The sequence below is a fragment of the Pseudomonas cremoris genome (assembly GCF_014230465.1).
Genome location: NZ_JAAXCY010000007.1, coordinates 38,466 through 62,716, shown reverse-complemented (window position 1 = coordinate 62,716; position 24,251 = coordinate 38,466). Strand labels below are relative to the sequence as shown.

The following is a 24,251-nucleotide window of genomic DNA, read 5'->3' as shown; positions in this document are numbered from 1 at the left end:
TATCAGCCAATGTCCGCAACCTCTTTCGTTAACCTTTCCGTCATTGGCTTGATTGCCAAGGCGCAAGGTTGCGTTGCGCACGCCCTCAAATCGAAGAAACAGTCGCTCATGTGACCGGGGCGCGCTGTCCCGTCAGATGAGCTGACAGGACATTGAGCGCGACGGTCTCCCTCCCTTGCACAATTCCCTCTGCCCTTCTGACGGTGACTTATACGGTCAATCATCAGGAGAAAGTGCATGTCAGCGTTTCAAGGTATCTGGGTTCCCGTGGTCACACCGTTCCATGAGGGTGCCATCGACTTTATCGGCCTGCACCGTCTGGTCAGCCACCTGCTGGAAAAACACGTGGCGGGGATCATGGTGTGCACCACCACCGGAGAAGCAGCGTCGCTGAGTCGCCAGGAGCAACTGGCGGTGCTGGATGCCGTGTTGCAATGGGTGCCGGCACATCGCGTGGTGATGGGGTTGGCGGGCAACAACCAGATTGAATTGCTGCAGTTTCAACGTGAAGTCCTGCAGCGCCCGGTCGCCGGATTACTGGTGCCCGCCCCCAGTTACATCCGCCCGTCCCAGGCCGGCCTTGAAGCGTTCTTTCGCACGATGGCAGATGCCTCCAGTGCACCGATCATTCTGTACGACATTCCCTACCGCACCGGCGCAACCTTCGAACAGGCCACCTTACTGAACATCGTTGCCCATGAGCGGATCGTGGCGATCAAGGATTGCGGCGGCAACCTCGGCAATACCTTGGCGCTGCTGGCCAGTGGCAAAGTGGATGTGTTGTGTGGCGAGGACATCCAGATCTTCAACGCACTGACCCTGGGCGCCAGCGGTGCAATTGCGGCATCTGCTCATGTGCGTACCGAGCAGTTTGTAACGCTGTGGCAGCAAGTACGGGACAACCAGCTGGCCGAGGCGCGGGCGACGTTTTTCAGTTTGCTCCCATTGATCAACACAATGTTTGTGGAGCCCAATCCTGCACCGGTAAAAGCCGCACTGGCTTTGCAAGGTTTGACCAGCAGCGAGTTGCGGGCGCCGATGCAGCCCGCCAGTGCAGCGGTTGTCGCCCGGCTGCAGCGGTTGTAGGACGGTGCTGACAGAGGCGTTCGGCACATCGCCTGACCGCCTCTAACGGCCGTTACTAATCGTCATATATTTCCCTGCCGTTCGGGCACTTGGCGGTTGGATGCAGTCCGGGCAGCCGCGTAAGGTCGCTGCACTCTGCGAACGCCTCATGGCGTTCTATTGGTACACGGGCTGGGCGATTCACCGGGCTCTTTCAGCGATATCGGCGCGCAATTGGCCACGCGCGGTTATCGGGTGCGAACACTGCTGTTACCGGGGCATGGCACGCAGCCGGCCGACATGCTGGATGTGGATATCGACGAATGGCGCACGACGGTAGCGCAGCAAGTGGCCCTGTTGCGTCAGGAAGTCGATCAGGTTTACCTGGGGGGCTTCTCCACCGGTGCCAACCTGGTGCTGGAATACGCGATGGACGAACCGGACATTGCCGGGCTGCTGATGTTTTCTCCTGCGCTCAGGGCACGCAATCGTTTTATCTGGCTGTTGCCTTGGCTGGCGCAGGTAAAACCCTGGCTGCGCGCCCCCGACGGCCCCCGGCAGCAACAGACACCGCTGCGCTACCAGAACGTTCCCACCAACGGCTTTGCCCAGTTCTACCGAACCAGTGAAGCGGTGCGCGACAAGCTCGCCACTGCGACCTTCGACCGCCCGGTGCTGGTCGTCAGTGCCGCCCACGACTCCGTGGTGGACGTGCAATTTGTGAGAGAGGTATTTACCGACCGCTTCACCCATCCCGACTCACGGATGATTTGGTATGGCGACCTGCCAGCGGTGCAGCAATCACCCCGCCTACTGGCGCGCAGCGATCACCTGCCCGCCGAGCGAATCAGCCAGTTTTCCCATATGGGCGTGTTGTTCGCCCCTGACAATCCGCTGTACGGCCGCAATGGCAGCCAGCCCGTATGCCTCAACGGCCAAACCGATGAAGACTTTCAACGTTGCCGGGCGGGCGACCCGCTCTGGTACTCGGCCTGGGGCTACCGCGAGGCGGGTAAGGTGCACGCACGGCTCACGTTCAACCCTTACTTCGACTGGCAGGCCCAGGTCATGGACCGTGTAATGCAAGCGGCTTTATCAGCCTTGCCAAGAACACCAAACCCACCCTGACAGGCAATGCGCCAAAAACAGACAGACAGCCGACTGCCCGGTTGCGAGCGGTGCGATCCAGGCCTATGGTCCAAGGCATGCTTTGCACTTTGCTGTCCCACCTACGCCAACCCGTACCAGGTGACACCATGCCCAGCCTCCCCCGTCCCGCCGTACTTGAACTGATCGGCAACACGCCACTGGTTCGGGTCAGCCGCTTCGATACCGGCCCCTGTACGCTGTTTCTCAAACTTGAATCGCAAAACCCCGGCGGCTCGATCAAGGACCGCATCGGCCTGGCCATGATCGACGCCGCCGAACGTGACGGTCGCCTGCGTCCGGGCGGCACCATCATCGAGGCCACCGCCGGCAATACCGGCCTGGGCCTGGCACTGGTCGGCCGTGCCAAGGGCTACCGCGTGGCGCTGGTGGTGCCCGACAAAATGTCCACGGAAAGGGTGCTGCACCTCAAGGCCATGGGCGCCGAAGTACACATCACCCGCTCCGACGTGGGCAAAGGCCACCCCGAGTATTACCAGGACGTGGCGGCGCGCCTGGCCAAGGACATTCCGGATTCATTCTTCGCCGACCAGTTCAACAACCCGGCCAACCCCCTCGCCCACGAAACCAGCACCGCGCCGGAGATCTGGGCACAAACCCAGCATGATGTGGACGCGATTGTGGTGGGCGTAGGCTCCGCCGGCACCCTCACCGGCCTGACTCGCTTCTTCAAGCGCGTGCAACCCGAGTTGGCCATGGTGCTGGCTGACCCGGTGGGCTCGGTGATGGCCGAGTACAGCCGCAGCGGCAAGCTGATCAACCCCGGTTCCTGGGCAGTGGAAGGCATTGGCGAGGACTTCATCCCCTCGATTGCCGACCTGTCCAGCGTACGTCACGCCTATTCCATCAGCGACGAAGAAAGCTTCGACCATGCCCGCCAACTACTGCGCGCCGAGGGCATTCTGGGCGGCTCGTCCACCGGCACCCTGTTAGCCGCCGCGCTGCGCTATTGCCGCGAGCAAACGGAGCCCAAGCGCGTGGTCACCTTCGTGTGCGACACCGGCACGCGCTACCTGTCGAAGGTCTACAACGACCAGTGGATGAATGACGCGGGCCTGCTGCAATACAAACACTACGGCGACCTGCGCGACCTGATCGCCCGCCGCTTTGAAGACGGCCGCGTGATCAGCGTAAGCCCCGACGATACGTTGCTCACGGCCTTCCAGCGCATGCGCCTGGCGGATGTGTCACAACTGCCGGTGTTGGTCGACGGTGTGGATCTGGTCGGCGTGATCGACGAATCCGACATCCTGCTGGGCCTGCACCACGACGCGGCGGATTTCAAAATGGTTGTCGCCAGCGCCATGACCAACACCCTGCACACCCTGGACCCCAGCGCCAGCCTGGCGGAACTGCAGGCAGAACTGGATCGCGGCCTGGTCGCCATCATCGCCGACGCCTCCGGCTTCCATGGCCTGATCACCCGCGTCGACCTGCTCAACCACCTACGGAGATCCCTTGCATGAGTCAGTCCGATAAAGCTGCGTTTGCCACCCGTGTGATCCATGCCGGGCAATCCCCCGACCCAACCACCGGGGCGCTGATGCCGCCGATCTACGCCAACTCCACCTACCTGCAAGACAGCCCCGGCGTGCACAAGGGTTTCGACTACGGCCGATCCCACAACCCGACGCGCTTTGCCCTGGAACGTTGCGTGGCGGACCTGGAAGGCGGCAGCCAGGCGTTTGCCTTTGCGTCCGGGCTGGCGGCGATCTCGACGGTGCTGGAGTTATTGGACGCCGGTGCGCATATCGTGTCCGGCAACGACCTGTATGGCGGCACGTTCCGCTTGTTCGACAAGGTGCGCCAACGCAGCGCCGGGCACCGTTTCAGCTTTGTCGACCTGAGCGATCTGTCGGCGTTTGAAGCGAGCCTGCAAGACGATACGCGCATGGTCTGGGTCGAGACCCCGAGCAACCCGCTGCTGAGCCTGACCGACCTGAGCGCTATTGCCCGTATCTGCAAGACGCGCGGGATTATCTGCGTGGCCGACAACACCTTTGCCAGCCCCTGGATTCAGCGCCCGCTGGAATTGGGCTTCGACGTAGTAGTGCACTCCACCACCAAGTACCTCAACGGCCATTCGGATGTGATCGGCGGAATCGCCATTGTCGGCGACAACCCCGAGTTGGCTGAACGCCTGGGTTTTCTGCAAAACTCCGTCGGCGCCATCGCCGGGCCATTTGATGCATTCCTCACCCTGCGCGGCGTGAAAACCCTGGCACTGCGCATGGAGCGCCATTGCAGCAACGCCCTCGACCTGGCGACCTGGCTGGAACAACAGCCGCAAGTGGCAAGGGTCTACTACCCAGGCCTGGCGTCTCACCCACAGCACGAACTGGCCCGCCGGCAGATGCGCGGGTTTGGCGGGATGATCTCGATCGACCTGAACAGCGACCTGGCCGGCGCCACGCGGTTTCTGGAAAACGTGCAAATCTTCGCCCTGGCCGAAAGCCTCGGCGGCGTGGAAAGCCTGATCGAACACCCCGCCATCATGACCCACGCGAGTATTCCAGCCGCCACGCGGGCGCAGTTGGGGATAGGTGATGGGTTGGTGCGGTTGTCGGTGGGGGTTGAGGATGTGGAAGATTTGAGGGCAGATTTGGCCCAGGCCCTCAGGAAAATCTAGCGACCTGCACCGGACAACCTGTGGGAGCGGGCTTGCTCGCGAATGCGGTGGGTCAGTCAATAAATCTGCTGACTGATACGCCACTTTCCCGAGCAACCCCGCTCCCACAAGAGGACTTGTGTCAGCTTGACGCTACATTGCCCCGAGCTGCGTGCAGCTTCTTGTAGCTCTCGATCAACCGCAGATGCCGGTCCAGGCCTTCCAGCTTCATGCTGGTCGGCGTCAGGCCGTAGAAGCGCACGTCACCGTTGACCGAGCCAATCACTGCGTCCATCCGCTCGTTGCCAAACATGCGGCGGAAGTTGGTCTCGTAGTCGGCCAGTTCCAGGTCGTCGTCCAGTTCCATCTCCAGCACGGCGTTCATCGCCTGGTAAAACAGGCCACGTTCGGCGGTGTTGTCGTTGTACTGCAGGAACATCTCCACGCATTCCTTGGCCTCTTCATATTGCTTCAGGGCCAGGAAGATCAGCAGTTTCAACTCCAGGATGGTGAGTTGGCCCCAAGCGGTGTTGTCATCGAACTCGATGCCGATCAAGGTGGTGATGTCGGTGTAGTCGTCCAGCTCGCTTTCGATCAAACGCTCGACCAACGCCTGCAACGCCTCCTCGTCGAGGCTGTGCAGGTTGAGGATGTCGGCACGGAAAAACAGCGCCTTGTTGGTGTTGTCCCAGATCAGGTCGTCCACCGGGTAGATTTCAGAGTAGTCCGGCACCAGGATGCGGCAGGCGGTTGCGCCAAGGTGTTCGTACACCGCCATGTAGGACTCTTTGCCCATGCCTTGCAGAATGCCGAACAGCGTCGCGGCTTCCTGGGCATTGGAATCTTCGCCTTCACCTGTGAAGTCCCACTCGACAAACTCATAGTCCGACTGGGCACTGAAGAAGCGCCACGACACCACGCCGCTGGAGTCGATGAAGTGCTCGACGAAGTTGTTCGGCTCGGTCACGGCCTGGCCTTCGAACGTCGGTTGCGGCAAGTCGTTCAGGCCTTCGAAGCTGCGGCCTTGCAGCAGCTCGGTGAGGCTGCGCTCCAACGCCACTTCCAGGCTTGGGTGGGCGCCGAACGAGGCGAAAACGCCGCCGGTGCGCGGGTTCATCAGGGTCACGCACATCACCGGGAATTCACCGCCCAGGGAGGCATCCTTGACCAATACCGGGAAGCCCTGGGCTTCCAGGCCTTGAATGCCGGCGAGGATGCTTGGGTACTTGGCCAGTACGTCGGCCGGTACATCCGGCAGGGCAAATTCACCTTCGATGATTTCGCGCTTCACCGCCCGCTCGAAAATCTCCGACAAGCACTGCACCTGGGCTTCTGCCAGGGTATTGCCCGCGCTCATGCCGTTGCTGAGGTAGAGGTTTTCGATGAGGTTGGAGGGGAAATACACCACTTCGCCATCGGACTGGCGCACGAACGGCAGCGAGACAATGCCGCGCTCTTCATTCCCGGAGTTGGTGTCGAACAGGTGCGAGCCACGCAGTTCGCCTTCGCGGTTATAGACCTTGAGGCAATAGGCATCAAGGATTTCAGCCGGCAATTCATCCTTGGGGCCCGGCTGGAACCAGCGCTCGTCCGGGTAGTGCACGAACGGCGCATTGGCCAGCTCCTCACCCCAGAACTGATCGTTGTAGAAAAAGTTGCAGTTGAGCCGCTCGATAAACTCGCCCAGTGCCGACGCCAGCGCGCCTTCCTTGGTCGCGCCCTTGCCGTTGGTGAAGCACATCGGCGAATGGGCATCGCGGATATGCAGCGACCAGACGTTGGGCACGATGTTGCGCCACGACGCGATCTCGATCTTCATGCCCAGCCCGGCGAGGATGCCGGACATGTTGGCGATGGTCTGCTCCAGGGGCAGGTCCTTGCCGGCAATGTAGGTGCCGCCCTCGGAGGTAGAGTTGGGCATCAGCAGGGCTTGTGCATCCGCGTCGAGGTTTTCAACTTCCTCGATAACAAACTCAGGGCCTGCCTGTACCACTTTCTTCACTGTGCAACGGTCAATGGAACGCAGGATGCCCTGGCGATCTTTATCGGAGATGTCCGCCGGCAACTCCACCTGGATCTTGAAGATCTGGTTGTAGCGGTTTTCCGGGTCGACAATGTTGTTCTGGGACAGACGAATATTGTCCGTGGGGATATTGCGCGTCTGGCAGTACAACTTCACGAAGTACGCCGCACACAACGCCGACGAAGCCAAGAAGTAATCGAACGGTCCCGGTGCCGAGCCATCGCCTTTGTAGCGAATGGGCTGGTCGGCAATCACCGTGAAGTCATCGAACTTGGCTTCAAGTCGAAGGTTGTCGAGAAAGTTGACCTTGATTTCCATGCGGGCACACCAGAATAACGGGCTAAACAAAAATGGCCGCCATTATGGGGTTTTTCATCGGGAAGTTTCAGGCTTTTGACCGGCGGCTGGCGAAATGACAAAAGTGCATTAATCTTTTCGCAGTTGGCGCCGATTGGCTGAGTGCAATCATGGAGTACTCGAATGCGCAACAACCAGCCAGTAACCCAGCGCGAGATTTCACTCGCGCCGCAGCAAAAACTCATCTCTGCCACCGATGTTCGGGGGGTGATCACGTATTGCAACGATGCCTTTGTCGATATCAGCGGCTTTGACCGCGCCGACCTGATCGGTGCACCGCAGAATATCGTCCGGCACCCGGATGTGCCCCCCGCCGTTTTTGCTCATATGTGGAATGCGCTCAAGCAAGGCCAGCCCTGGATGGGCATCGTCAAGAACCGCTCGAAAAATGGCGACCACTATTGGGTCAACGCCTACGTCACGCCGATATTCGACGGCAGCACGGTGGTCGGCTTCGAATCGGTGAGGGTCAAGCCCAGCGCCGATGAGATCCGCCGCGCCCAGGCCCTGTATCAACGTATCAGCCAAGGCAAGCCCGGTGTGCCGCGCCAGGACGCCTGGCTGCCGGCCGTATTGAGTTGCGTACCGTATGCGGCAACCGGTATCGCGGGCGCCCTCGCCGGACTCTACCTGAGTGCTCCCATAGCCCTCGCGGTGGCCGTGGCCGTTGCGATCCCCGTGGGTGTGCTTTGCTCACGCGCGCGCCACAGTCGCACCTTGCGCCTGCTCGACGGAGTAGAACCCTCGACATCGGACGCCTTGATCGCCCAGATGTACAGTGACGCAAGTGGCCCCCAGGCACGCTTGGAAACCGCGTTCCTCAGCCAGGCCGCACGCCTGAAGACCTGCCTCACCCGCCTGCAGGACAGCGCCGAACAACTCAGCGCCCTGGCCGGGCAGTCCGATCTGTTGGCCACGGCCAGCGCCAGGGGCCTCGACCGCCAGCGCGTCGAAACCGAACAGGTCTCGGCTGCGGTCAACCAGATGGCCGCCACCACCCAGGAAGTCGCCAGCCACGTACAACGCACCGCCGACGCGACGCAGCAGGCCAACGCGCTTACCGGTCGCGGGCGTGAGGTAGCGCGGGACACCCGAGAAGCCATTGAGCGCCTGTCGACGGTTGTCGGCGAAACCGGTGCCACCGTGGCGCAACTGGCACGGGACAGCGACGAAATCGGCAGCGTGGTTGACGTGATCAAGGGCATCGCCGACCAGACCAACCTGCTGGCCCTCAATGCGGCCATCGAAGCCGCCCGCGCCGGCGAACAAGGACGTGGCTTTGCCGTGGTGGCTGACGAGGTGCGCCAACTGGCACAGCGCACCGCCCAATCCACCACGCAGATCCATGCGCTGATCCTTCAACTGCAAACCTCATCCAACAATGCCGTGCAATGCATGGAGCACGGTCAACGCCAAGCCCAGGAAGGCGTGGCGTGGGTGCTGGAAGCGGACCAGGCACTGGTGGGCATCAGTGAAGCGGTGTCCCATATCACCGACATGACCACCCAGATTGCCGCCGCCACCGAAGAACAAAGCGCGGTGGCCGAGGAGATCAGCCGCAACATCACCACCATCGCCGAACTGGCCGACCAGACCTCGATCCAGGCCCATCAATCCACCGACTTGAGCAAAGAGCTGACCAACACCGCGTCCACCCAATATGCGTTGGTTGAACGTTTCAATCGCTGATCCACACTCATCACGCGCCCTTTTACAGGGCGCCTCGGCTTGCGCTAACGTCCACCCTCGCCTTCCCTTGGATACCCGCGCCCATGTCCATCGCCGATAACCTCATCGCCTTTACCTTCGCCGCCACCCTGCTGACGCTGACACCGGGGCTCGATACCGCCTTGGTCCTCAGGACTGCCACGGTAGAAGGCAAGCGCCAGGCCTTGCAGGCTACCCTCGGCATCAACGCAGGCTGCCTGATCTGGGGCGCTGCCGTTGCCTTCGGCCTGGGTGCGTTGATTGCCGTGTCGGAGGTAGCCTTCAACCTGCTCAAGTATTGCGGCGCGGCGTACCTGGCCTGGCTCGGCTTGAACATGCTGCTGCGCCCGCGTCGCTCACTGGCACCCGCCGAAACCGACGGCAAGCGCGCCGGCAACTGGTTTATCAAAGGCATGCTGGGCAATGTGCTCAACCCCAAGGTGGGGATTTTCTACGTGTCCTTCCTGCCGCAGTTCATTCCCCAGGGCAGCTCGTTGATCGTGTGGACGTTTGGCCTGGTGAGCATCCATGTGGTGCTTGGGCTGTTGTGGTCATTGGTGCTGATTGGCGCCACGCAACCGCTGTCCGGGTTCTTGCGCCGCGAAAAGGTCATCCAGTGGATGGACCGCACCACCGGGATGATCTTTGTGTTGTTTGCGGCTCGGTTGGCGTTCAGCAAGCGATAAATCGACAGGGGCTCCACCGGCATGCCCAAAAGGCCTGCATGAAATGGAACCCCGACTAGCCCAGGCGCATGGAAAGCTCGATGTCGTCGCTAAAGGGTACCGACAGATAGCCGTTCTCGGGCGCGCGCACATAGACCAAGTATTCAGGGCAGTAATCGGTGTTGTCGGCCACCACCAACGCACCGGGGCGCAGGTGTCTTTCCACCAGGTTCAACACATCGCCATACAGCGCCTTCGCACCATCGAGCAGCAGCAAGTCCACGCGGTCTGGCAGGTCGCTGGCCAGGCTGACCAGTGCATCGCCTTCGCGAATATTGATCAGGTCGCTCACCCCGCCCTCGATAAAATGCTCGCGCGCCAGCTCGACCTTCGAGGCTTCGAATTCGCTGCCGATCAACACCCCACCGCCGTTGTCCCGCAGCGCGGCGGCCAGGTGCAAGGTGGACAGGCCGAAGGAGGTACCGAACTCCACAATCGTCCGTGCCTGGGTGCTGCGCGCCAACATGTAAAGCAAGGCACCGGTCTCCCGCGAGACCGGCAGCCATAGGTCCTTGAGCATCGAATAGAGCGCGAGGTATTCGGTTTTGCTGTGCATCAGGCGGTCTCGCTCTTCGCTGGAGACCGAGGCCAGTACCGGACTGGTGGCGGCGCTGGCTTGGGCGTAAAGACGTTCGATCAGGGGCGCCAAAGGCGCGGTAGTCAGGCTGGACATAATGGTTTTCCGTCAGGTTAGGGCTAAGATGCGACTAATTCGTCGCATTAAAAGTATGCGAGTGATTCACAGCCTTCGCTATTCGCATTCGCCCCACCCCCGGAGCCACTCATGACAGCGCGCCAGCCCCCGCGTATTACCTCGCGAAAGCACCCACAACAAGCCCGCTCCACAGAGCTGGTGGCGGCGATCCTGCAAGCGGCTATTCAGGTTTTGGCCAAGGAAGGCGCTACGCGTTTCACCACGGCACGGGTCGCGGAAAAGGCCGGTGTGAGCGTGGGGTCGGTGTACCAGTACTTTCCCAACAAAGCCGCAATACTGTTCCGCCTGCAAAGTGACGAATGGCAACAAACCACGCAAATGCTATGCGCCATCCTGGAAAGAACCGACTCTGCGCCCCTGGATCGGCTGCGCACTTTGGTGCAAGCCTTCATTCAATCAGAGTGCGAAGAAGCGCAAATGCGCGGCGCACTAAACGACGCCGCGCCGCTGTATCGGGACGCACCGCAAGCCCAGGAAGTACGTGCAACCGGGCAGCAGGCCTTTGAAGTGTTCATGCTGGAGTTACTGCCCGACGTGCTGCCGGACGCACGCGCACTGGCGTGTGATTTGATCCTCGGCACGCTGAGTTCGGCGGGCAAGGATTTTTCCTCAAGCCCCAGGACGCCCGCCGAGATTGTGGCGTACGCCAATGGGATGGCCGATATGTTTCATGCTTACGTAAATGCTTTGAACGGATAAGTGCCTGGCCGTCCAGGAAGTCGACGGTGCCCTATTGCTTGCAATACTTTGTAGTGAGCGGGTTTATCCCGCTGTTGGCGCTCCAGATAAACCTGATATGTTCCAGGCCTTTCCAGCCTAGGGATGTGCCATGGAACCGTCAGTCGTAAACCCCGCTTTGCTGATCATCGACATGCAGCAAGGCATGAATCAGCCAACGCTGGGACGACGCAATAACCTGGGCGCCGAGGTGCAGATGCAGCACCTGCTGAACGCTTGGCGCCATGCCGGTCGGCCCATCGTCCATATCCGACACATCTCCCGCACGCACGGCTCGGTATTCTGGCCCGGACAACCCGGATGCGAATTCCAGCCCGCCCTGTCCCCACTGCCCCATGAGCATGTAGTAGAGAAGAACGTTCCGGATGCCTTCGCCGCCACCGGGCTGGAGCGGTGGCTGCATACGCGTGCGATCAGGCAGTTGGTGATTGTCGGGGTGATCACCAACAACTCCGTCGAGTCCACCGCACGCTCCGCAGGTAACCTGGGCTTTGACGTGAGCGTGGTCGCCGATGCCTGCTACACCTTTGATCAACCCGATCTGTCGGGACGCCTCTGGCCGGCAGAAGACGTGCATGCGCTGTCGCTGAGCAACCTGGCGATGGACTATGCCAAGGTGGTGGAGACCGAAGAAATCCTGGCTCAGTTCACGGCGGGTTGATGCTCGTTTAACAACACAGAGATTTTTTCTACGCAGGCAGACGGCGCGGGCTTCGGTATCTAAGTCGTTAATATCGCCCATGAGGGCCCATGCTGGGGCATGCGGCAGTTGCTAAATACAGGCGGCATAGTAAGCCGAACTCGGTCAACCCTGTGGGAGCGGGCTTGCTCGCGAAAGCGGATTTTCAGCCGATGCATTTGCTGAATGACACACCCTCTTCGCGAGCAAGCCCGCTCCCACATTGGATCGGCGCTAATCAGTGCCAACCATTTCGACTGTGGAAATCGCCCCATGCACGTTGCTTCCCTTGGCCCAGGCCTCGATGTCGGACTCGTCCGCACGCGTTACCGCCACCTCCACTACCCCAGCCGTGAGCCGCACCGGCCATACGCGCAAGCGCTGATGCGGCGTCTCCACGCATTGCCCGTCGTGCAGCCGGTAATGCTGCTTGTAGATCGGCGCGGCCACCACCAGGTCGCCTTTGATACTGCCAATCAACCCGCGACCGATCACATTGGCGCCGGATTCCGGGTCGTGATTGTCGATGGCGTAGAGGGTCTGATGCCCGGCAGCGGGCAGGTAAAACAGCGCCACCTGCGCGCCGTCCAGCCACACCACCACGCCGGAGTTGGTGACAAGGTCCTGCTCGTAGCACACGGTTTTCCAAGTGGTCTGGCTCATCAGGCAATCTCCTCAACGGCTGGAATCAGGGGCAGTTCGTTGGCCATGACGGGCCGGCGCTGGCCACGCTCCTGGACAAACTGGATGTCTGGATCGGCGCGTTTATCGTTGACGAAGGTGCGGAAACGCTTGAGTTTTTCCGGGTCCTTGAGCGCGTTGGCCCATTCACACTCGTAGCGGTCCACCACCAGCTGCATCTGCGCTTCCAGCTCGGCACCCAGGCCCAGGCTGTCGTGGATGATCACGTCCTTGAGGAAGTCCAACCCGCCCTCCAGGCTCTCGCGCCACACCGAGGTGCGCTGCAACTTGTCGGCGGTGCGGATGTAGAACATCAGGAAGCGGTCGATGTACTGGATCAACGTCGCGTCGTCCAGGTCGGTGGCGAACAGTTCGGCATGGCGTGGGCGCATGCCGCCGTTGCCAGCGATGTAGAGGTTCCAGCCCTTCTCCGTGGCGATCACGCCTACGTCTTTGCTCTGGGCTTCGGCGCACTCACGGGTGCAGCCAGACACTGCGAACTTGAGCTTGTGCGGCGAACGCAGGCCTTTGTAGCGGTCCTCGATCAGCAAGGCCATTTTGACGCTGTCTTGCACCCCGTAGCGGCACCAGGTGCTGCCCACGCAGGATTTGACCGTGCGCGTGGATTTGCCATAGGCGTGGCCAGTTTCGAACCCCGCTGCGATCAGCTCACCCCAGATGTCCGGCAACTCATGCAACTGTGCGCCAAACAGGTCGATGCGCTGGCCACCGGTGATCTTGGTGTAGAGGTCGTATTTCTTCGCGACTTCGCCAATCACGATCAGTTTGTCGGCGGTGATCTCACCCCCCGGAATGCGCGGCACCACCGAATAGGTGCCGTTCTTCTGCATATTGGCCATGAACGTGTCGTTGGTGTCCTGCAACGGCACCAGCGACGCGTCCATGATCGGTTGGTTCCAGCACGATGCCAGAATCGACCCCACCGCGGGTTTGCACACGTCGCAACCGATATGGCCACGGCCATGCTTGGCCAGCAGCTCATCAAATGTCGTGAGCCCTTCCACGCGCACCAGGGCGTAAAGCTCCTGGCGGGTGTAGGCGAAGTGTTCGCACAGGCTTTTATCGACGCTGACGCCACGTGCAATCAGCTCATGCTCGAACACTTGCTTGAGCAACCCGGCACAGCCCCCACAGCCGGTGCAGGCCTTGGTCTGAGTCTTGAGCAGCCCGAGGTCGCTGCAACCGCCGTCGATGGCCGAACAGATCGCGCCCTTGGTCACGTTGTGGCAGGAACACACGGTAGCCGAGTCCGGCAAGGCGCCGGGGCCGAGGGTCGGTGCACCGCCAGACGACGGCAGAATCAAGCTGGCCGGTTCCGGGGGCAGCGCGATGCTGTTCTGCATGTATTGCAGCAAGGTGTCGTAGTAGCTGTTATCACCGACCAGCACCGCACCGATCACATGCTTGCCGCAGGCACTCACCACCAGGCGCCGGTAACTGGCACTGGCCTCGTCGATAAATTGATAGCTGCGTGCGCCGGGGGTGTGCGCGTGGGCATCGCCGATGGAGCCCACGTCCACGCCGAGCAGCTTGAGTTTGGTCGACATGTCCGCGCCGACAAAGGGCTCGGCGGCCTGCTCGCACAACAACGCGGCAACGCTTCGGGCCATTTGGTAGCCTGGCGCGACCAGGCCGAACAGGCTGCCATTCCAAGAGGCGCACTCGCCAATCGCGTAGATATTCGGGTCGCTGCTTTTGCACTCATCGTTGATCACCACACCGCCGCGCGGACCGATCTCCAGCGCCGCCTGACGGGCCAATGCGTCCTGGGCGCGAATACCGGCGGAGAACACGATCAGGTCGGTTTCAAGGAATTCGTCATTGGCAAAATTCATGCGGTAGCGGTACTGCTCGCCCGTGCTGATGGACTGGGTGGCGCGGGACAAATGCACGCCGACGCCCAGTCGTTCGATTTGTGCCTTGAGCGCCAAACCGCCGAAATCATCCAACTGCACCGGCATCAAGCGCGGCGCGAACTCCACCACATGCGCTTCCAGGCCCAGGCTTTTCAGCGCGTTGGCGGCTTCCAGCCCGAGCAGGCCACCGCCCACCACCACACCCCGGCGTGCATTGGCAGCGGCGGTGCGGATGGCGTCCAAGTCTTCCAGGGTGCGATACACCAACCGCGAATCGCCTTCGGCGCCTTCGATCGGCGGCACGAACGGATAAGAGCCGGTGGCCAACACAAGCTTGTCATAGGCCACACACCCGTCAGCGGTGATCACCTCGCCACGGGCGCGGTCGATTTCCAGCACCGGCACGCCCAGGTGCAAGGTCACGCCCGGCGTCTGGTACAACGACGCCTCGGACAACGCCAGCGACTCCGCATCGCGACCGGTGAAGTACTCCGACAGGTGCACACGGTCATAGGCACGCATCGGCTCCTCGCTGAACACATGCAGCCGGTAGTGATCGAGCGCGCCGCGCTCGATCAATTGCGCCACACAGTGGTGGCCGACCATGCCATTGCCGACGACGATCAGGGTTTTGAGAGTGTTCATAGTTAGCACCTGACAAAGCTCATCACGGTTTAAAAAAAGCAAAAAAAAACGCCTGAAACCTTGCGGTTCCAGGCGTCTTTGCCTGTTCTTATGCGGTCTTGCCGCTTATGCCCATGACCGGTGTTGGCCTGTCGATCGTCGTTGACCGAGGTGGGATGGTTGGAGAGCTTGCAGGCGGCGTGCCAATTGGCCTAAGACCCGTGTCGGCAGCTTCAGGTGATACTCCAACCTGCCAACGACCTCACATGGCGCCTCTCCCTGGTGCACCTCGCCTCATAAATGTGCACGTGTAGTGAGTGGGCTTGCCCCGCGCTGCGGTGTGTCAGGCTAGCGTGATGTGCCTGATACACCGCAGCGCGGGGCAAGCCCGCTCACTACAACACAAGGTGGCACGTGACTTGCGAGCAACACTCCCATCAAGCAGTCAACGCAGACTGCCCTCTCACGACAAAGGCGCCGTGCGATCCCCGTTTTCAACGGAAGGTCGCAAGGCGCCTTTTTTTGTCTACAGGATGTCGGATGGCAAGCAACAGCGTACGCAGTGTGTGTCCTTATTGTGGTGTGGGCTGTGGCATCGTCATGCAGGTCGAGCACAACACAGTGGTCAAGGTGATCGGCGACAAAGCCCACCCCACCAACTTCGGCCGCTTGTGCACCAAGGGCACGACCTGCGGGCAGGCCATCGCCGACTCCGGGCGCATGCAACATGCCTATCTGCGCCACGCCCGGGACCACGACCCGGTGCGCATCGCCATGGACAACGCCATCAGCGAGACCGCGACGCGCTTGCGTCAGATCCTCGACAACCATGGGCCGGATGCATTGGCATTCTACGTATCGGGGCAGATGTCGCTGGAAGCCCAATACCTGGCCAACAAATTGGCCAAGGGTTTTGTGCGCACCCACAACATCGAATCCAACTCACGGTTATGCATGGCGAGCGCCGGCAGCGGCTACAAGCTTTCACTGGGCGCGGACGGGCCGCCAGGCTCTTACGAAGACTTCGACCGCGCCGACCTGTTCTTCGTGATCGGCGCGAACATGGCCGACTGTCACCCGATCCTGTTCCTGCGCATAATGGACCGGGTCAAGGCCGGGGCGAAGCTGATCGTGGTCGACCCCCGGCGCAGCGCCACGGCAGACAAGGCCAACCTGTTCCTGCCGATCAAGCCCGGCACGGACCTCGCCCTGCTCAACGGCCTGCTGCACCTGCTGGTGCAAAACGGCCACACCGACCCCGTCTTTATAGCCGCCTTCACCGAAGGGTGGGAGGCGATGCCCGGCTTCCTCGACGACTACCCACCGCACACCGTCGCCGAACTCACTGGCCTCGCCGAAGCCGATATCCGCCAAGCCGCCGAGTGGATCGGCCAAGCCGCCGAATGGATGAGCTGCTGGACCATGGGCCTCAACCAAAGCACCCACGGCACCTGGAACACCAACGCGCTGTGCAACCTGCACCTGGCCACCGGCGCCATCTGCCGCCCCGGCAGCGGGCCGTTTTCCCTCACCGGCCAACCCAACGCCATGGGCGGTCGCGAGATGGGCTACATGGGGCCGGGCCTGCCAGGCCAGCGTTCAGTGCTGGTGGACGCCGACCGCGCATTTATCGAAGACCTGTGGCAACTGCCCCAGAACAGCCTGCCGCACCAGGTGGGCGGCGGCACCGTGGCGATGTTTGAGCAGATGGCCGCCGGGCAGATCAAGGCGTGCTGGATCATCTGCACCAACCCAGTGGCCAGCGTGCCCAACCGCCGTACCGTCATCGAAGCGTTGCAAGCCGCCGAACTGGTGATCACCCAGGACGCCTTCCTCGACACCGAGACCAACCGCTACGCCGACATCCTGTTGCCGGGCGCCCTGTGGGCCGAAGCCGAAGGCGTGATGATCAACTCCGAGCGTAACCTGACGCTGATGCAAAAGGCCGTCGACGCACCGGGCGAAACCCTGCCGGATTGGCAGATCATCGCCAGGGTCGCCTGCGAAATGGGCTTTGCCGACGCGTTCAGCTACGCCTCGGCCGCCGACGTATTCGATGAGATCAAGCGCGCCTGGAACCCCAAGACCGGCTACGACATTCGCGGCGCCAGCCATGCACGCCTGCGCGAGCAACCGCTGCAATGGCCCTGCGCATCCGACGATGGCGCGGACCGCAATCCGATCCGTTACCTCAATGACGGCGCGCTCAGATTCGCGACGGACACCGGCAAGGGCCGCTTCTTCGCTCGCCCACATATGCCGCCGGCGGAAATGCCCGATGACGCCTTCTCTTTCGTCCTCAATACCGGTCGCCTGCAACACCAGTGGCACACCCTGACCAAGACCGGCAAGGTTGCCACCCTGAACAAACTCAACCCCGGCCCGTTCATCGAACTGCACCCCGAAGACGCCGCGAGCCTGGGCATCAAGACCCAGGATTCGGTAGAGGTCCGCTCCCAACGCGGCCGCGCCGTGCTGCCCGCCGTGGTCACCGACCGGGTGCGCCCAGGCAACTGTTTTGCACCCTTTCACTGGAACGATGTGTTCGGCGAACACCTGGCCATCAACGCAGTGACCAACGATGCGGTGGACCCGATTTCCTTGCAGCCAGAATTCAAGTTTTGCGCCGTTGCCTTGGCGCGGGTCGAGTTGATCGACCATCAGTTTCTCGACCGCCCTGCCCCTAATACTGAGGACTCCACCTTGTCGCGCCTCGACGCCTTCGCCGACATCGCCGGCATCCGCAACGTGCCACCGCCGCAATTGAGCGACAGTGAACGCACCTACCTCGCCGGTTTCCTGAGCGGCCTGCAATCGAGCGCAGCTACGCTAGGCGTACCAGTGATGCCGGACAGCGCACCGCTGGCCAAGGTCTCGCGCTTGTGGCTGGACGGCTTGCTCGGCGGCTTGTTCAGCCGCGCGCAGTACTTACCGGCGCACTCCCCGGCAGTCACGCTGTTATGGGCCTCGCAGACCGGTAACGCAGAAGCCCTCGCCGAGCGCTTCGCCAAACGCCTGGGCGATGCCGGTATTGCGGTGGAACTGAGCGCCATGGCCGACTTCCCGCTCAGCAAGCTGGCGACCACGCACACCCTCGCGTTGATCAGCAGCACCTTTGGCGATGGTGATCCGCCGGACAATGGCGAAGGGTTCTGGCGCGGCCTGAACAGCAGCGAAACACGTTTGGAATCCTTGCGTTTTGCGGTGCTTGCCTTGGGCGACCCGAACTACGATCAGTTCTGCCATCACGGCAAACAACTCGATCAGCGCCTCCAGGCATTGGGCGCTACGCGACTGCTAGAGCGCGTCGACTGCGACACCGAATTCGAAGCCGCTGCCGATGCCTGGCTGGCGCGACTCCAACAAACCCTCAGCCCGACAAAAGCCATCACCCCGGCCACGCCCGCCGGCAAAACCAAACTGCACGGGTCACGCCTGCTGCTTAATCGGCACCTGAACCCGCACAGCCTGCACAAGGAAACCCGCCAATTCGCCTTGGACCTTACCGACTCCGGCCTGAGCTATGAAGCCGGTGACGCGCTTGGCGTGATGCCGCGCAACTGCCCGGAACTGGTCAGCGAACTGCTTGAACTCACCCGCCTGGGTGGCGACACCCACGTGAACATCGACACCTTCGGCGACGTACCGCTGCAACAGGCATTGACCCAACACTTCGAAATCGCCCGGCCCAGCAGCGACACCCTGGCGTTCATCGCCGAGCGCAGCCGCAATCCCGCGCTTAAACAATTGCTTGAACCGGAGCGCAAGGCAGACCTGAAGAACTGGCTGTGGGGCCGCCAGTTGGCGGACGTGCTGCAGGAATACCCCATTGAATGTGCGGCAGATGAGTTGCTCGGCACCCTCAAGCGCCTGCAACCGCGCCTGTATTCCATCGCGTCCAGCGCCAAGGCGTACCCGCAGCAGGTGCATCTCACAGTGGCCGCCGTGCGGTATGGCAAGCGCAAGGGCGTTTCCTCAACCTACCTGGCCGACCGCGCGGACGACGGCGACGTGCCGTTATTCGTACAGCCTTCCAAGCATTTCCGTACGCCCACCGACGGTGACGTGCCAATGATCATGATCGGCCCCGGCACCGGCGTGGCGCCGTTTCGTGGGTTCTTGCAAGAGCGCCGTGCCTTGGGCCATCAGGGGCGTAACTGGTTGTTCTTTGGCGAGCAGCACGCCGCCAGCGACTTCTACTACCAGGACGAGCTGCAAGGACTGCAGCGCGACGGCTTGCTGACCCACCTGAGCCTGGCGTTTTCCCGCGACCAGGCACAGAAAATCTATGTACAAGACCGCCTTCGCGAATACGGTGCCGAGCTGTGGCGCTGGCTGCAGGACGGCGCCCGGCTGTATATCTGCGGCGATGCCAGCCGCATGGCCAAGGACGTCGACCAGGCACTCCGTGAAATCGCGCAAAGCCACGGCGGGCTTGGCGTTGAAGGCGCCGTGGAGTATTGGCGGGGCTTGAGCGAGCAAAAGCGTTATCTGCGTGATGTGTACTGATTGGATACAGAACAATCACCTATTTGTATTGTGTACAAAAAACCCTAAAGATTTGCCGGCGTCGAGCCGAAACAGCAGTGATAGCAGATCGCCAAGTCTTCGGTGGTCTGGCCGCCCTCTAGCTGATGGTCGTCTTGATGAAAATAAAAAATAAGCTTGTACTGGCTTTTGTCTCTGTCGCTTTTATTCCAGTAAGCCTGGTGGCAGTGATCTCCGTCATGAACACACGGACCCAGGCGGTGGACCAGTTCATCGACGGCAGCACGCGAGAAATTCGCCAGATCGACGGCAATATCCGCCAATTCTTCGATGGCACGTTGCAGAACGTCGATCAAATGGCCACCGATCCTGTATACACGTCCGTCAACACGCTCAAGAATTACCAACCTGCCGACGCGGCCAGCCAGTCGATGCCAGCGGCCGCGCAGGACGTGATCGACCGTTTCGCCCGCTTCGGCGCCACACACCCGGCAGCGGCGATTCTGTCTATCGGCATGGAAGACGGCACCTACGCCAAATGGCCGGATGACCCGCAGCTGTCCAAATACGACCCGCGCACCCGCCCGTGGTACAAGGCCGCGATGGCCAGCCCCGGCAAGACCGTGCGCACGCCGGCTTACTACTACGACAAGGACGACGTGGCCCTGGTGGGCACCGCACGGGCGCTGCTGGATAACGCCGGCAAGGCCAAGGGTGTGTTCGTGGTCAGCGTGTCGCTGAAAAACCTCACCGAACTGGTCAAGAGCATCAAGCTGGGGCAAAGCGGCTACGTGATGCTGGTGGAAGACGGCGTGGTGTTGGTGGACCCGCGCGACGCTGCCCACAGCTTCAAGCCCCTCAAGGAGCTGGGGGCGCCGTATGCACACTTGGCGCAGACCCCAGAGGGCTCCACCGAAGTGGTCATCGACGGCGTGCGATACATGGCCAATATCTGGACCTCGCCCGGCCTGGGCTGGCGCTATATCGGCTTGATCGAACACGGCGAAGTCATGGCCGAAGCCACACGCATGACCTACCTCACCGCGATCATCGTCGGCGTGCTGGTACTTATCTTCGGGCTGATCGCCGCGGCGTTTTCCAAAGTCATCGTCAAACCCATCGGCCAGGTCAGCACGGGCTTGCAGTCCATCGCCCAGGGCGAAGGCGATTTGCGCCATGAACTGCAGGTGCAAGGCAAGGACGAAACCGCTGAGCTGGCGGGCTGGTTCAACAAGTTTCTCGCAGCGATTCGCCAACTGATCCAGCACATCGGCGCGGCCTCGACCAACTTGCAAAACGCGTCGAAGGTCAACAGCGAAGTGGCGCACAACATGAACGAAGCCGCTGGGCGCCAGCGTGAGGCAGTGGAGCTGGTGTCTACCGCGTTCAATGAAATGGTCGCCACCGCCAACGAGGTAGCGCGCTCGTGCAGCGGCGCGGCGGAGTCAGCCGAGAACGGCCACCGTCGTGTGGCCGAGGGTAAGCAGCAGATCGAAGTGACCACCGATAACGTCAACCGCCTGGGGCGTCGCTTGACCGAATCGTCCCAGGCCATGGTCGAGCTGGAAGCCGGTAGCCGCAGCATCAACCAGATCCTCGGCACTATCCGCGCGATTGCCGAGCAGACCAACCTGCTGGCACTCAACGCAGCCATTGAAGCCGCCCGCGCGGGCGACCAAGGCCGCGGCTTTGCGGTGGTCGCCGACGAAGTGCGCGCGCTGGCCAAGCGCACCTCCGACTCCACTGGCGAAATAGAACAACTGCTCGGCACCCTGGAAAACAAAACCCAGGAAGTCACGCAAAAAATGGGCAGTTGCCTGGACCTGTCACGGGCCAGTGTGTCGTCCATCGAAAGCGCACGGGACAGCTTTGAAGGCATCCAGACCTCGGTAAACGAGATCCGCGACCAGAATCTGCAAATCTCCGCCGCCGCCGAGGAGCAACACAGCGTCGCCGAGGAGATCAACCGGCACATCCAGCAGATCTACGACGAAGCACGGCTGGTGGAAAGCCTGGCCAATTCGGCCCAGGACGACTCGGGGCGCTTGTCCAACCTGTCAGATGAACTGAATGGGTTGGTGGGGCGGTTCAAGTCCTGAAACCTGTGGCGCACTGACGGCGTTCACTGTGGACGATGCACCTCAATCACCAATCCCTCCTCCTCACCCGGCACACTGAAGTGGCGGGTGATCAGGTCGAACTCGGCATCGGTCGCAGCAAAGTCATGCTCGCCCTGGGCATTGCGCGCATGCAGCCGCGCACGGCAGGTGGCGTCGTCCAGCTCGAGGTAATGCAGGCAGTGGGGAACCTGGGCTGCGTGCGCCAAGCCCAACAGCCACTCGCGATTGGCAAGGGTGTTGGCGGGGAAGTCCAGTACTACGTTGACACCCGACTGCAGCACCTTGATGACCAATGGCCCCAGTACTCCACGAACACGCTGGGCGCAGCGCAGGTAATCGGCGATGGAGCGGATTTCAGCCGGATAGAGCGTGGCGAGCCAGTGGTCTTCGCTGAACACAATAGCGCCATGCTGTGCAGCGAGGGTCTGGGCCAGGGTGGACTTGCCGGAGGCGATTTTGCCGCACAGCAGATGCAGGGTTGGCATGGGACGGTTCCTTGTGTCGGGCTTGGGAGAATGCAGGCAGAAGTTCGAGAACACAACACTCTGCCATCCCTGGACTATGCTCAAGCAGCCTGTGGGGCGCCCCACCCCAGAGCGCACGGTTCGGCCCTTTGGATAGGAAGTCCTATGACCACGACAACCCGTGTTTTGAGCCTGCTTACCCTGCTCCCCATCGCCATGGCGCAGGCAGACGACGGCGGCATCAGCTTTTGGCTGCCCGGACAGTTTGGCGCACTGGCCGCCGCGCCGGTCGCACCCGGCTGGAGCCTGCCGCTGGTGTATTACCACGTCAGCGCCAGCGATAACAAAAACGCCGTCGTACCCCGTGGCGGGCGCACGGTGGTTGGCCTGGACGCCAAGGCCGACTTGTTGTTCGCAAGCCCCACCTACACCTTCGAAACCCCGGTGCTGGGCGGTGCGCAGGCGGCGATTTCCGCCGTCGCCGCCGTTGGACGTTCCGAAGCCAGTATCGACGCGACCATCACCGGGCCACGCGGACGTTCATTCTCCGGCAGCACTAACGACAGCCTCAAAGGCGGCAGTGATCTCTACCTGCTCGGCACCCTGAAGTGGAACCATGGCGTGCACAACTTCATGGCCTATTCCATGGGCAACATCCCCATTGGCGCCTACGACCCAAACCGTTTGGTGAACATTGGCCTGGGCCATGCGGCCCTGGATGCCGGGGGTGGCTACACCTACTTCGACAAGACCTACGAGTTCTCCGCCGTGGCCGGCATGACCTACAACTGGGAAAACACCGACACCCACTATAAAAATGGCATCGACGCCCACATTGATCTGAGCGCGTCACGGTTCCTGACCTCGCAGACCCTGGTCGGCCTGGTTGGCTATTACTTCGAGCAAGTCACCGGTGACAGCGGCAGCGGCGCGGTACTGGGTGACTTCAAGTCACGCGTGGCGGGGATCGGGCCGCAGGTGGGGCACTTCTTCAAGGTGGGCGATGAACAGTGGTACGCCAACATCAAGGGCTATTACGAATTCGACGCAAAAAACCGTCCCGATGGCTGGAACCTGTGGGCAACCCTGGTGATTCCGCTGGAAGGCAAGAAATAGCCGGGCTCATGCCTTACGCCGTTGCCAATGCTCGTAAAACGCCAGGGACGCGACGTTCTTGTCCTTGGCTTCGAGCATGATGTCGAAGCGATCAAGAAACTGCAGCGCGTAGTCGTTGGTCCAGCGGTTCCACATTTGCGCACTGTGGCCATACAGGTCGCGCTTGGACACCACCTTCATCAGCGCGTCCATTTCCAGTTTGTGCTCGGCGTCAAAGCCCAACTCTTGCAGGCTTTCCTGGGGCTGGGAGTAATGCAAGGTCGGGCGCACGCCGCGCCAGCTGTCAATGACTCGGGCAACCCGCTCAGAGTGAGGGTCGATGTAGTCGTTTTCATGGATCCAGCAGTGGTGGATGTCGAGCACCACGGGCGCCAGGTCAGCGATTTGCAGGCAGTCGTCGAGGCCGTAGGTTTTTTCATCGTTCTCGAAGGTGATGCAGTTACGCGCCACCTCCGACAGCCGCGCCCACACCGCCCGGGTGCCTTCAACACCTAGACGCCCGGCGATGTGCACGTTGCATTTGAGGTCCTGGAAGCGTTGGCCGTACCCCATCATGCGGATCATGTCGGCGTGGTATTCGAATTCGGCCACGCTGTTTTCCACCACACTTGGGTTTTCCGAGCCCAGCACACAGTACTGGCCGGGATGGAATGACAGGCGGATATCCGATGCGCGTGCCAGTTCGCCGATGGCGGCAAAACCTTCCACCAACTGACGCTCGATGGCCGGGTCCTTATAAACAGCAGCGACTTTCGGGTGGCTGTAGAACGGCAACAGGTCACTGCTCAGGCGCAGCATGCGCAGCGCGGCAGGCAACGTGGCGACATAGGCCAGCAGACGCATTTGCGCCGCCAGGTTGTGGGTGACCACTTCAACCAGCTTGTCACGCGCCACTTGCGGCGTGACCCCTTCCATCCAGCGCAAGGTGGTGGTGCGCGGGTTTAACGGGCCTTCGATCAATTTGAGGGCGCTGGCCGAGAGCAGGCGCTCGGGATGCTTGTATTGGCACACGAAGCCGATGCGGGGGTGGGTCATGGAAGCGCCTGGCGATAGGAAAGTGCGGGATGATACGGCGTTAGGCCGGGGCCGCCCCAGGG

The 24,251-nt window shown here is 61.5% G+C and carries 15 protein-coding genes and 4 pseudogenes; 13 read left to right on the top strand and 6 right to left on the bottom strand.

Annotated elements, in window-relative coordinates:
• Positions 1 to 237: 237 nt before the first annotated feature.
• The 4 genes from dapA (at position 238) to HF257_RS18290 (ending at position 4,861) form a co-directional block, all read left to right on the top strand.
• Entirely contained in the window at positions 238 to 1,086 is an 849-nt protein-coding gene (gene dapA / locus HF257_RS18305; protein WP_185705705.1) for a 4-hydroxy-tetrahydrodipicolinate synthase, read from the top strand.
• 159 nt (positions 1,087 to 1,245) lie between these two features.
• A complete protein-coding gene (locus HF257_RS18300) occupies positions 1,246 to 2,193 on the top strand; it encodes an alpha/beta hydrolase (protein WP_233081305.1) in 948 nt (315 codons plus the stop codon).
• Between the two features lie 128 nt (positions 2,194 to 2,321).
• The gene (locus tag HF257_RS18295) at positions 2,322 to 3,698 is read left to right on the top strand and encodes a pyridoxal-phosphate dependent enzyme (protein WP_185705703.1); all 1,377 of its coding nucleotides are present in this window, start codon (positions 2,322 to 2,324) and stop codon (positions 3,696 to 3,698) included.
• Positions 3,695 to 4,861: a cystathionine gamma-synthase gene (locus tag HF257_RS18290; RefSeq protein ID WP_185705701.1), complete on the top strand. Its 1,167-nt coding sequence runs from the start codon at positions 3,695 to 3,697 to the stop codon at positions 4,859 to 4,861. Before HF257_RS18295 ends, HF257_RS18290 begins: the two co-directional genes overlap by 4 nt.
• A 121-nt stretch (positions 4,862 to 4,982) precedes the next feature.
• Here the strand turns inward: HF257_RS18290 and HF257_RS18285 are convergent, their stop codons facing one another.
• Positions 4,983 to 7,181, bottom strand: a complete 2,199-nt coding sequence (locus HF257_RS18285) for an OsmC domain/YcaO domain-containing protein (RefSeq protein WP_185705699.1) — start codon at positions 7,179 to 7,181, stop codon at positions 4,983 to 4,985.
• A gap of 162 nt (positions 7,182 to 7,343) precedes the next feature.
• Between HF257_RS18285 and HF257_RS33785 the strand changes: the two are divergent.
• From HF257_RS33785 to HF257_RS18275, 3 genes and pseudogenes are all read left to right on the top strand, one after another.
• Positions 7,344 to 7,616: pseudogene (locus HF257_RS33785) on the top strand (PAS domain-containing protein); the annotation flags it as partial.
• Positions 7,617 to 7,964: 348 nt separating this feature from the next.
• A pseudogene (locus tag HF257_RS33780) lies at positions 7,965 to 8,909 on the top strand (methyl-accepting chemotaxis protein); the annotation flags it as partial.
• An 83-nt stretch (positions 8,910 to 8,992) separates the two neighbouring features.
• The gene (locus HF257_RS18275; protein ID WP_185705695.1) at positions 8,993 to 9,613 is read left to right on the top strand and encodes a LysE family translocator; all 621 of its coding nucleotides are present in this window, start codon (positions 8,993 to 8,995) and stop codon (positions 9,611 to 9,613) included.
• Between the two features lie 55 nt (positions 9,614 to 9,668).
• On the opposite strand, the gene HF257_RS18270 is transcribed toward HF257_RS18275, so the two are convergent.
• Positions 9,669 to 10,325: an O-methyltransferase gene (locus HF257_RS18270; protein ID WP_185705693.1), complete on the bottom strand. Its 657-nt coding sequence runs from the start codon at positions 10,323 to 10,325 to the stop codon at positions 9,669 to 9,671.
• A gap of 111 nt (positions 10,326 to 10,436) precedes the next feature.
• On the opposite strand from HF257_RS18270, the gene HF257_RS18265 reads away from it, so the two are divergent.
• Both HF257_RS18265 and HF257_RS18260 read left to right on the top strand, forming a co-directional pair.
• Positions 10,437 to 11,066, top strand: a complete 630-nt coding sequence (locus tag HF257_RS18265; RefSeq protein ID WP_185705691.1) for a TetR family transcriptional regulator — start codon at positions 10,437 to 10,439, stop codon at positions 11,064 to 11,066.
• 130 nt (positions 11,067 to 11,196) lie between these two features.
• The gene (locus tag HF257_RS18260; protein ID WP_185705689.1) at positions 11,197 to 11,766 is read left to right on the top strand and encodes a cysteine hydrolase family protein; all 570 of its coding nucleotides are present in this window, start codon (positions 11,197 to 11,199) and stop codon (positions 11,764 to 11,766) included.
• Between the two features lie 345 nt (positions 11,767 to 12,111).
• Here the strand turns inward: HF257_RS18260 and nirD are convergent.
• Positions 12,112 to 12,447: pseudogene (gene nirD, locus HF257_RS18255) on the bottom strand (nitrite reductase small subunit NirD); the annotation flags it as partial.
• Complete coding sequence (gene nirB / locus HF257_RS18250) at positions 12,447 to 14,987, bottom strand: nitrite reductase large subunit NirB (protein ID WP_185705685.1); 2,541 nt, start codon at positions 14,985 to 14,987, stop codon at positions 12,447 to 12,449. The gene nirB and the pseudogene nirD, both read right to left, overlap by 1 nt.
• A 519-nt stretch (positions 14,988 to 15,506) precedes the next feature.
• On the opposite strand from nirB, the gene HF257_RS18245 reads away from it, so the two are divergent.
• The 3 genes and pseudogenes from HF257_RS18245 (at position 15,507) to HF257_RS33590 (ending at position 21,553) form a co-directional block, all read left to right on the top strand.
• Positions 15,507 to 19,475 (top strand): molybdopterin-dependent oxidoreductase, encoded by a 3,969-nt coding sequence (locus HF257_RS18245; protein WP_185712105.1) that lies wholly within the window; start codon positions 15,507 to 15,509, stop codon positions 19,473 to 19,475.
• 125 nt (positions 19,476 to 19,600) lie between these two features.
• Positions 19,601 to 20,698, top strand: a pseudogene (locus HF257_RS33595) (cache domain-containing protein); the annotation flags it as partial.
• Between the two features lie 87 nt (positions 20,699 to 20,785).
• Positions 20,786 to 21,553 (top strand): methyl-accepting chemotaxis protein, encoded by a 768-nt coding sequence (locus HF257_RS33590; RefSeq protein WP_371857077.1) that lies wholly within the window; start codon positions 20,786 to 20,788, stop codon positions 21,551 to 21,553.
• A gap of 23 nt (positions 21,554 to 21,576) precedes the next feature.
• On the opposite strand, the gene HF257_RS18235 is transcribed toward HF257_RS33590, so the two are convergent.
• The gene (locus HF257_RS18235; RefSeq protein ID WP_185705679.1) at positions 21,577 to 22,059 is read right to left on the bottom strand and encodes an AAA family ATPase; all 483 of its coding nucleotides are present in this window, start codon (positions 22,057 to 22,059) and stop codon (positions 21,577 to 21,579) included.
• 144 nt (positions 22,060 to 22,203) lie between these two features.
• Here HF257_RS18235 and HF257_RS18230 point away from each other — a divergent pair, with 144 nt between their 5' ends.
• Positions 22,204 to 23,154, top strand: coding sequence for a SphA family protein (locus tag HF257_RS18230; protein WP_185705677.1), 951 nt, complete (start codon positions 22,204 to 22,206; stop codon positions 23,152 to 23,154).
• 6 nt (positions 23,155 to 23,160) lie between these two features.
• Here the strand turns inward: HF257_RS18230 and uvsE are convergent, their stop codons facing one another.
• Positions 23,161 to 24,189 carry a UV DNA damage repair endonuclease UvsE gene (gene uvsE, locus HF257_RS18225; protein ID WP_185705675.1) on the bottom strand — a complete coding sequence of 343 codons (1,029 nt, stop codon included), beginning with the start codon at positions 24,187 to 24,189 and terminating at the stop codon, positions 23,161 to 23,163.
• Positions 24,190 to 24,251: the final 62 nt, after the last annotated feature.